The 6,738-nt window shown below is 40.9% G+C and carries 11 protein-coding genes; 9 read left to right on the top strand and 2 right to left on the bottom strand.

What is annotated here, in order from left to right:
- Nucleotides 1-190: 190 nt before the first annotated feature.
- The 5 genes from JKP77_RS21880 to JKP77_RS21860 all read left to right on the top strand — a co-directional run bounded on the left by JKP77_RS21880 (nucleotide 191) and on the right by JKP77_RS21860 (nucleotide 3,504).
- Nucleotides 191-817: a hypothetical protein gene (locus JKP77_RS21880; RefSeq protein ID WP_218313303.1), complete on the top strand. Its 627-nt coding sequence runs from the start codon at nucleotides 191-193 to the stop codon at nucleotides 815-817.
- A gap of 447 nt (nucleotides 818-1,264) precedes the next feature.
- Entirely contained in the window at nucleotides 1,265-1,921 is a 657-nt protein-coding gene (locus JKP77_RS21875; RefSeq protein WP_218313302.1) for a hypothetical protein, read from the top strand.
- A 125-nt stretch (nucleotides 1,922-2,046) separates the two neighbouring features.
- Nucleotides 2,047-2,532: a DUF2059 domain-containing protein gene (locus JKP77_RS21870; protein ID WP_218313301.1), complete on the top strand. Its 486-nt coding sequence runs from the start codon at nucleotides 2,047-2,049 to the stop codon at nucleotides 2,530-2,532.
- A gap of 136 nt (nucleotides 2,533-2,668) precedes the next feature.
- The gene (locus JKP77_RS21865) at nucleotides 2,669-3,121 is read left to right on the top strand and encodes a hypothetical protein (protein ID WP_218313300.1); all 453 of its coding nucleotides are present in this window, start codon (nucleotides 2,669-2,671) and stop codon (nucleotides 3,119-3,121) included.
- A gap of 113 nt (nucleotides 3,122-3,234) precedes the next feature.
- Nucleotides 3,235-3,504: a hypothetical protein gene (locus tag JKP77_RS21860; protein WP_218313299.1), complete on the top strand. Its 270-nt coding sequence runs from the start codon at nucleotides 3,235-3,237 to the stop codon at nucleotides 3,502-3,504.
- A 209-nt stretch (nucleotides 3,505-3,713) separates the two neighbouring features.
- Here the strand turns inward: JKP77_RS21860 and JKP77_RS21855 are convergent, their stop codons facing one another.
- Nucleotides 3,714-4,004, bottom strand: a complete 291-nt coding sequence (locus tag JKP77_RS21855; RefSeq protein WP_218313298.1) for a type II toxin-antitoxin system RelE/ParE family toxin — start codon at nucleotides 4,002-4,004, stop codon at nucleotides 3,714-3,716.
- On the bottom strand, nucleotides 3,997-4,218 hold the full coding sequence (locus JKP77_RS21850) for a TA system antitoxin ParD family protein (protein ID WP_012518669.1): 222 nt from the start codon (nucleotides 4,216-4,218) through the stop codon (nucleotides 3,997-3,999). Before JKP77_RS21850 ends, JKP77_RS21855 begins: the two co-directional genes overlap by 8 nt.
- A 197-nt stretch (nucleotides 4,219-4,415) precedes the next feature.
- On the opposite strand from JKP77_RS21850, the gene JKP77_RS21845 reads away from it, so the two are divergent.
- The 4 genes from JKP77_RS21845 to JKP77_RS21830 all read left to right on the top strand — a co-directional run bounded on the left by JKP77_RS21845 (nucleotide 4,416) and on the right by JKP77_RS21830 (nucleotide 6,410).
- Complete coding sequence (locus tag JKP77_RS21845; RefSeq protein ID WP_218313297.1) at nucleotides 4,416-4,838, top strand: GNAT family N-acetyltransferase; 423 nt, start codon at nucleotides 4,416-4,418, stop codon at nucleotides 4,836-4,838.
- Between the two features lie 131 nt (nucleotides 4,839-4,969).
- A complete protein-coding gene (locus JKP77_RS21840; RefSeq protein WP_218313296.1) occupies nucleotides 4,970-5,275 on the top strand; it encodes a helix-hairpin-helix domain-containing protein in 306 nt (101 codons plus the stop codon).
- Between the two features lie 79 nt (nucleotides 5,276-5,354).
- The gene (locus JKP77_RS21835; RefSeq protein ID WP_218313295.1) at nucleotides 5,355-5,636 is read left to right on the top strand and encodes a GFA family protein; all 282 of its coding nucleotides are present in this window, start codon (nucleotides 5,355-5,357) and stop codon (nucleotides 5,634-5,636) included.
- Nucleotides 5,637-5,873: 237 nt separating this feature from the next.
- Nucleotides 5,874-6,410 carry a P-loop NTPase family protein gene (locus JKP77_RS21830; protein ID WP_218313294.1) on the top strand — a complete coding sequence of 179 codons (537 nt, stop codon included), beginning with the start codon at nucleotides 5,874-5,876 and terminating at the stop codon, nucleotides 6,408-6,410.
- Nucleotides 6,411-6,738 lie beyond the last annotated feature (328 nt).

Genomic DNA, 6,738 nt, shown 5'->3' with positions numbered 1-6,738 from the left:
GCAGCCAAAGTCTGGGCCTCACTTTACCCATCTTTGAAAAAATTGTGGGGAATTTAGGGAAGAATTATCCATACAAATCAATAAAGGCGCATGCCTGGCGGCAGGCTGGGACGCAAATACGTGGGGCGCTTCGCTAGTTTGCCCTACGCGTTTGCGCCCGTTATTGGGGTGTTATACGGCATGAGGAAACATGGACAAGTTATCCAAACACGCTTTCACCAAAGTTAGGAGAGAACTTTCAAAGTCCACTCTCAAAGAAGTGTCTAATCAGCTTAAGAGCTACAAATGGAAAAAATATCAATACATGCTCTGGAAACAGACAAATGATTTGTTCTGGACAGTAAATATTAGAACTCACTTGAACGCTCTAAAGACGACAATAGATTTGGGCGTAAAGCCACTAGAAATTGATAATATCCTTTGGAATATTATGGATATAAAGGAAAATCATGAAATGCCTACTTCCTTCAGGAGTGTTGGGGCATTCACTTGTACAGAATATCCATTGGATTCCATTACATATGACAATGATGTAGAAAACGACGATTTAGTAGGGGAAATAGTTCATTGGATTACGAATAGATATTTGGAAGTGAAATCACCGTTTTCAGCCCTATACCGTAACCATCCCAACTACATGGAAAGAGGTTCCTATGCAATACCTCTGGTCTGCAGCTTAATATCTGAAGAACAATTAGATGAAGCGGTGCAAGTAGCGAATAGCTTTGAAAGTGGTGCCAAATCTTCAGCTTTAGCAATGACAAATTTGGATGGCAACTCATTCTTTTTTCATGCATTAAATCATTTAAAAAGGTAATGCCGTATAACAATCACATTAAGTCGGTCGCAAGCTCCCTGGGACAGTAACACGTGAGCTCTGTCGCTTCGCTCGGATTTTAGCCCACGTATTACTGCCCCTTATGTGGGTGTTATACACCAACCCTTTTTCAATAATTTTAAAGGTTCTAGCGTCTAGCTCTTCTAAGCGCCTTTCGGCAATTCTCAGCAAAAAGCAGCGGCACCTTCACAGTCAAACAAGGTTCGAGCTCCTCAACTTCGTTCAGCTACGCTGCTCTCTTATCCCAAGTTCTTTAGCCATGCTGGCAATCTGCTTTCGGTTTGCGTATAACAATCAAATTAAGTCGTGTGCGCCGGAGCGCACACTGGGACAATAATACGCAGGCTCAACTCACTTCGTTCGCAGTATAGCCTGCGCATTATTGCCCCTTATTTGGGTGTTATGCAGCAATAGGAATTCGCAGCAATGAGTAATCCATTTGAAATCCAGCTAGAGGGTGTCATAAAAGAATATTCAGAGGAAATAGCTCGCTCAAAATACGACGATGGGTCAGATGTCCTATCTGATACTGATGTCCGCGATTTACAAACACGGTGTCTTGCCGCAATCGAGCGTTCAGCTGGTAAAAGCTCGGTGTATTATGAAAGAGTCCTAGAAATTAATCGGATGAATAATCACATCTATGGACATCTTGCTGAAAATATTGGGGTTGCAAGATCATTGCTGTCTGATATTAGAAACGGGTATATGAAATCACTTGAAGAAATTATTCATGGAGAAGTCTTTAGTGATTTCCTTGAAATGGCAGAGCATTTGAAGTCAAACGGTTACAAAGATGCAGCAGCAGTAGTCGCTGGTAGTACTTTGGAAGCGCATATTCGTCAGCTTTGCCAAAAGCATAGCCTCACGGTTGAATCAGGTGGAAAGCCCAAGAAAACTGATACATTAAACGCAGAACTGGTCAAGTCAGGCGCTTATGGAAAGCTCGACCAGAAAAATGTTACTGCCTGGTTAGGCTTAAGAAACAGCGCAGCACATGGAGCCTATTCAGACTACGACACGGCCCAAGTAAATCTATTGATTGGCAGTATAAGAGAATTTATTTCTCGTAACCCAGCATGAGCTGCATACAAACAAATTATGGCACTCGCTGTCGCTCGCTGGGACACAAACACGCGGGGCGCTTCGCTATTATGCCCCACGCGTTTGCGCCCCATATTTGGAAGTTATACCCCTTTGGAGGAATTTTGAAATATCTCTTATTATTAGTTTTGTTATCTGTTCATGCTTCAGCCTTAACTTCTGAATCAGAAACAAAAAAGAAGCTAATAGAAAAAGCGATTGCAACATCAAATCATTCAGAATTTAGCGATATCACCATGCTAGCCTACTTAAAGGGGCTTACAGTCCAATTGAAATCGCAAAGCGCCTCAGGCGAACAAATAGATTATGAAAAACTAAAATCAAAAGCACATAAAGACGCATCGGAATTAGCTGCGCAATATTACTCTCAACCTGAAATACAAACTGCACTCAGAGATATTTATTCACGGGCTTTTACTGAAGAAGAACTTGCTCAATTAATTGACTTTTATGAAAGTGATTTTGGGAAACATTTTATGCAAATGTACCCGATGATATTTAAACTGAAAATTCATATGGAAGGGGAAGTTATCGAGAAACATCTCGAAACTTTAAAAAACTCGAATGAAAACCCAAACACTAAAGAGTGAAACCGGGGTATAACAAAAAACTATTGGCGCTCACTGCGTTCGCTGGGACACAAATACGTAGGCTCCCTTCGCTTCGCTCCGTATTTTAGCCTACGTATTTGTGCCCCAAAGTTGGGTGTTATATTTTTGGAAGCATATGCGTAATATTCTGATTTTGACGGCGTTAATTTGCTTTAATAGTGTTGCTTTCGAAAAGGAGAAGCCTCTAATTAATGGAAAGTGGGACTGTTCTCCTGAGCCTAGTAGCGAGATGGTATTGGTTAACACTATTGAGTATAGATTCAAAGACATGAGCTTTACGCACTTCGGTAGAGTGACGTTTATCCAAAGTGACGGTTTAGAATCTACAATAGAATCCGTGTCTGTCGGTGCGTTTAAATATGAACCTCCTACTATAGAGTATAATATCGATTCGATTGATATAAAAATAATCGAAGATAAGTCTGGTTTTCTTGAGGGCGCAGAAGAAAGCCTAAAGAAAGCAATGTTAGCTGAATCAGCACCATTAACTATAAAACCTTTAAGTGAGTCACATTGGTTACAAATCAACAGTGAAACAAATGAAGTTACCGAGTGTAAAAAAATATAACAAATTATGGCGTGCGCCAGGGCGCACTGGGACGCTAACACGCAGGCGGCTTCGCCATTTTCGCCTGCATGTCCGCGCCCCATATTTGGGTGTTAGCTATTACCTAGGTTGTTATGAGTATTGATTATTCAAAATACAGTAGAGCTGAATTACTAGATGTTTTAGAGCACATAGATGCCGAAAGCTACCCTGAAAGGGTTGAAGCAGTAAAACGAGCGCTAACTCATCCAGACTTGCTCAGTAAAAGCGAAAAGGACTTTGAATCCGCATCTATTAACGAAATTGACCTCGAAATAAAAAAACAGAAGGAAACAGGAAACTTAAACGCCATAAAGCACTTGGAAGACTTCAAAACTAAAAAAAAAACGAGCAACTTTACTTGATAGCTATGGTGTAATTGTCACTTCCCCGTTGTTATGTTGGTTGTTATTTGCACGCGCTTACAAGCTAGACAAAACATCAACTATAAGTGTTTTTGCAATAGGCACATGCGTATCAATATATTTATATTATAAAAAGGGCTCGAAAACTTAAAAATGAAAGCTAGCAAGCAACTGTTTATGCTCCTAAGTGGGGTGTTAAACGCAATAGGTCAGAATATCTTTTTAACATCGCGATAGAAATTCTCATGAGAGCCAAGTGCGATCAATTCGAGTATTACAGTGCCATCCTCGTAGCTGTAACCAAGTAAAGTTAACTGCTTTACCATCTTGAATTTGTACACGCGAAGAAAGGCTAAGTCGCCTTTTTTCTGCTCTCCTAGAAGAGGATCGTCCATCAGTTCCTTTACAGCTTTATCCAAGTCTTTTTTCTGATTCTGATGTAATTTCTTTACTGCTCTTTTGAAATTAGCTGTCTGTAAAACACTGGTAATCTTAGCCAAAATCGTAAGGTTCCAACTTTCCTGCTTCTTTTTCAGCTTTGGAAATAATTGCCTGCTTCACAAATTCATATGGCAAATCTGGATTATCTTCCATCATTTCACCTATCTTTGCCCAATGCTCAATCTGTTTTGGCATAGTTCGGTTTAGTGCTTTACCCATAATGGTCGCTTTCTCAACTAGATCTTGGTCTAATCTTACGCTTGCTGTTGCCATAATATGTCTCCTAGTAAATCGCCACCCAATTGTAGCAACACGCTACAAATGTAGCAAATTGCGCATACCAAACGCATAAACTCTCGCTGCGCTCGTTAGGGACAAGAAGTCGTAGGCTCCCTTCGCTTCGCTCGGTATTTTAGCCTAAGTATTTTTGCTGTTATGCGGGTATTAGGCACTCACCAGGAAAACGTAGAATGAATGGAATCAAAATAACATCCAATCACAGCGATTTAGACTTAAATGTCATACATGCATTTATTTCTGAAAGTTACTGGGCAAAGAACATACCTATAGTTGCTGTTGAGAAAGCTATTTCAAACTCCTTGGTTTTCGGAGCTTATAATACTTCCGGAGAACAAATTAGGTTTGCTCGTGTCATTACTAATAAAGCGACTTTTGCCTACTTAGGGGATGTATTTGTTTTAGATGAGTTTCGTGGCTTAGGCATTAGTAAGTTACTTATGAAGTCGGTTTGTGAACATCCAGACCTTCAAGGGCTACGACGTTTTATGCTAGCAACAAGCGATGCACACGGTTTGTATTCCCAGTTCGGATTTAAGCCGTTAGAAAACACAGAAACGTTCATGCAAATATGGCAACCGGGAATCTATGACTAATCCGAACGTGCCTGACAAAAAAATTAAGTCAGTCACTGCGTTCGCTGGGGCGCAAGCAGATGGGATGCGTCACTTCGCTCCATTGCTTACTTCATGGATTATAGCCCCAAAGATGGGACATTAGGCATACTATGAATCCACTAAAAGCAAATCGAGAAAAAACGTATAAATTGACCGATTTACCCAATATAGGCAAGGCTGGCGCTTCAGACTTGCAGCTACTCGGGATCAAGCAGCCACATGAGCTCATTGGCCTAAATCCTTATAAAATGTACGAGGAGCTGTGCCTCAGAACAGGTCAAAAGCATGACCCTTGTGTTATTGATGTTTTTATATCCATAATTCGTTTCATGGAAGGTGAGAAAGCCCAACATTGGTGGGCATACACAAATGAGCGTAAGAAAGCTACCGAGATGAAGGCGAGTCAGCAAGCCTGACAGGCTACAGTAGTCGCTTGCAGGTTCGATAAAATGTGAACTGGGTGCTATCCCGCTTACTCGACTTAGAGGGTGTTTCATGGAAGGGAGTTGTAGCTGTAAAAGTGTTCACTTTAGTTCATCTGGTGAAATCAAAGCTATTGTTAATTGCCACTGTAATCTTTGCCGCAAAATGAATGGAAGTGCATTTTCAACATATGTAGTTGTTGCAGATGAAGGATTTATTTTGAAAACAGGCTCATTGAAAAAAGTGAAAGTATCTGAAAATGCCTATAAAAGCTTTTGTGAGCACTGTGGTACGCCAATATACAATCAAAATCCTAAACTTTCTGGCCTTAAAATTTTGTACTGGGTTCAATAGACACTCCTCAGGGTCTTAAACCAGCAATAAATATTTATTGTGAATCCCAACATCAATGGGTAAATCAAATAGCTGCTTTACCCAGCTTTGCGCAAGGCTTGATGTAGGCGGCATTTCGAATCACTGCAGATGCATGCGGAGCTGCTGGAACACGAGTACGTAGGTCCGCTCCACTATTATGCCTGCGCGTTACAGACCTTATTTAGTAGCCAGATACTTTTTCGGACTTACCTACCTATGAAAAAAATTAACGTTATTGGGACGAGCGGTAGCGGGAAATCTCATTTCAGTAAGCGATTAGCAAAAAAACTAGATATCCCATACATAGAAATGGATGCAATTCTTTGGCAATCGGATTGGCAGCAACTAGAAAACGCTGCGTTTCTTCTCGCCATTCAAGAAATTGTCAGCCAACCAAGTTTTGTTCTGGATGGGAATCACTCAAAAACAAGTAGCATAAAGTGGTCAGCAATCGACACCATCATCTGGCTGGATTTAGGTTTCTGGCGCACTTTTTTACAAGTGCTTATGCGCTCAATCAAGAGGGCTCATACCCAGCAGGAAATCTGGGAAGGAACCGGCAATAAAGAATCATTTCGCCGTAATTTCTTCACCTCTAAATCAGTCATTTTGTGGATGTTAAAAAACTATTGGAAAACAAAATCTAAATATCGCATTCTTTTTAAAGAAAAATCATCGAGCAACATCACGTTAGTTCGGTTAACCTCAAGAGCGGACGTGGAAGCATTCTTACGCAACGTTGAGCGTACCTGATAATCTGTTGTAGACACTCGCTTGGACGCAAATCTATATCAGCATAGCTTCGCTACGTGCTATCGCCCGAATGAAGTGTTATGTGCCAGTGGAAATTGGGGAATTAAAAGCATTATATGGACGTTGAAGAATCAAAGCTCGCCTTAGAAATTCTCGGAAAACGCCGCTATACCGGGCGTGGGGTTATATCACCCTCTTTAAAAACTGGCTTACGTCATTTCAGAATCAGGCAGTTCTTGCAATCAAATAGCCGCGAATTCAAGTCCGAAGTGCACCACTCGCTAAACTAAGCTGCTTTTCTTAATTCATTGAACACAACCGATGGCTG

This window comes from Alteromonas antoniana (genome assembly GCF_019249295.1).
GTDB classification, from domain to species: Bacteria; Pseudomonadota; Gammaproteobacteria; order Enterobacterales; family Alteromonadaceae; genus Alteromonas; species Alteromonas antoniana.
This window is presented reverse-complemented; position numbering and strand designations above follow the sequence as displayed.

Coding starts and splice junctions, on each gene's coding strand:
- JKP77_RS21830 (WP_218313294.1), top strand. CDS start 5,874: ATGAAAAAAATTAACGTTATTGGGACGAGCGGTAGCGGGAAATCTCAT.
- JKP77_RS21840 (WP_218313296.1), top strand. CDS start 4,970: ATGAATCCACTAAAAGCAAATCGAGAAAAAACGTATAAATTGACCGAT.
- JKP77_RS21850 (WP_012518669.1), bottom strand. CDS start 4,218: ATGGCAACAGCAAGCGTAAGATTAGACCAAGATCTAGTTGAGAAAGCG.
- JKP77_RS21865 (WP_218313300.1), top strand. CDS start 2,669: ATGCGTAATATTCTGATTTTGACGGCGTTAATTTGCTTTAATAGTGTT.
- JKP77_RS21875 (WP_218313302.1), top strand. CDS start 1,265: ATGAGTAATCCATTTGAAATCCAGCTAGAGGGTGTCATAAAAGAATAT.
- JKP77_RS21860 (WP_218313299.1), top strand. CDS start 3,235: ATGAGTATTGATTATTCAAAATACAGTAGAGCTGAATTACTAGATGTT.
- JKP77_RS21835 (WP_218313295.1), top strand. CDS start 5,355: ATGGAAGGGAGTTGTAGCTGTAAAAGTGTTCACTTTAGTTCATCTGGT.
- JKP77_RS21880 (WP_218313303.1), top strand. CDS start 191: ATGGACAAGTTATCCAAACACGCTTTCACCAAAGTTAGGAGAGAACTT.
- JKP77_RS21845 (WP_218313297.1), top strand. CDS start 4,416: ATGAATGGAATCAAAATAACATCCAATCACAGCGATTTAGACTTAAAT.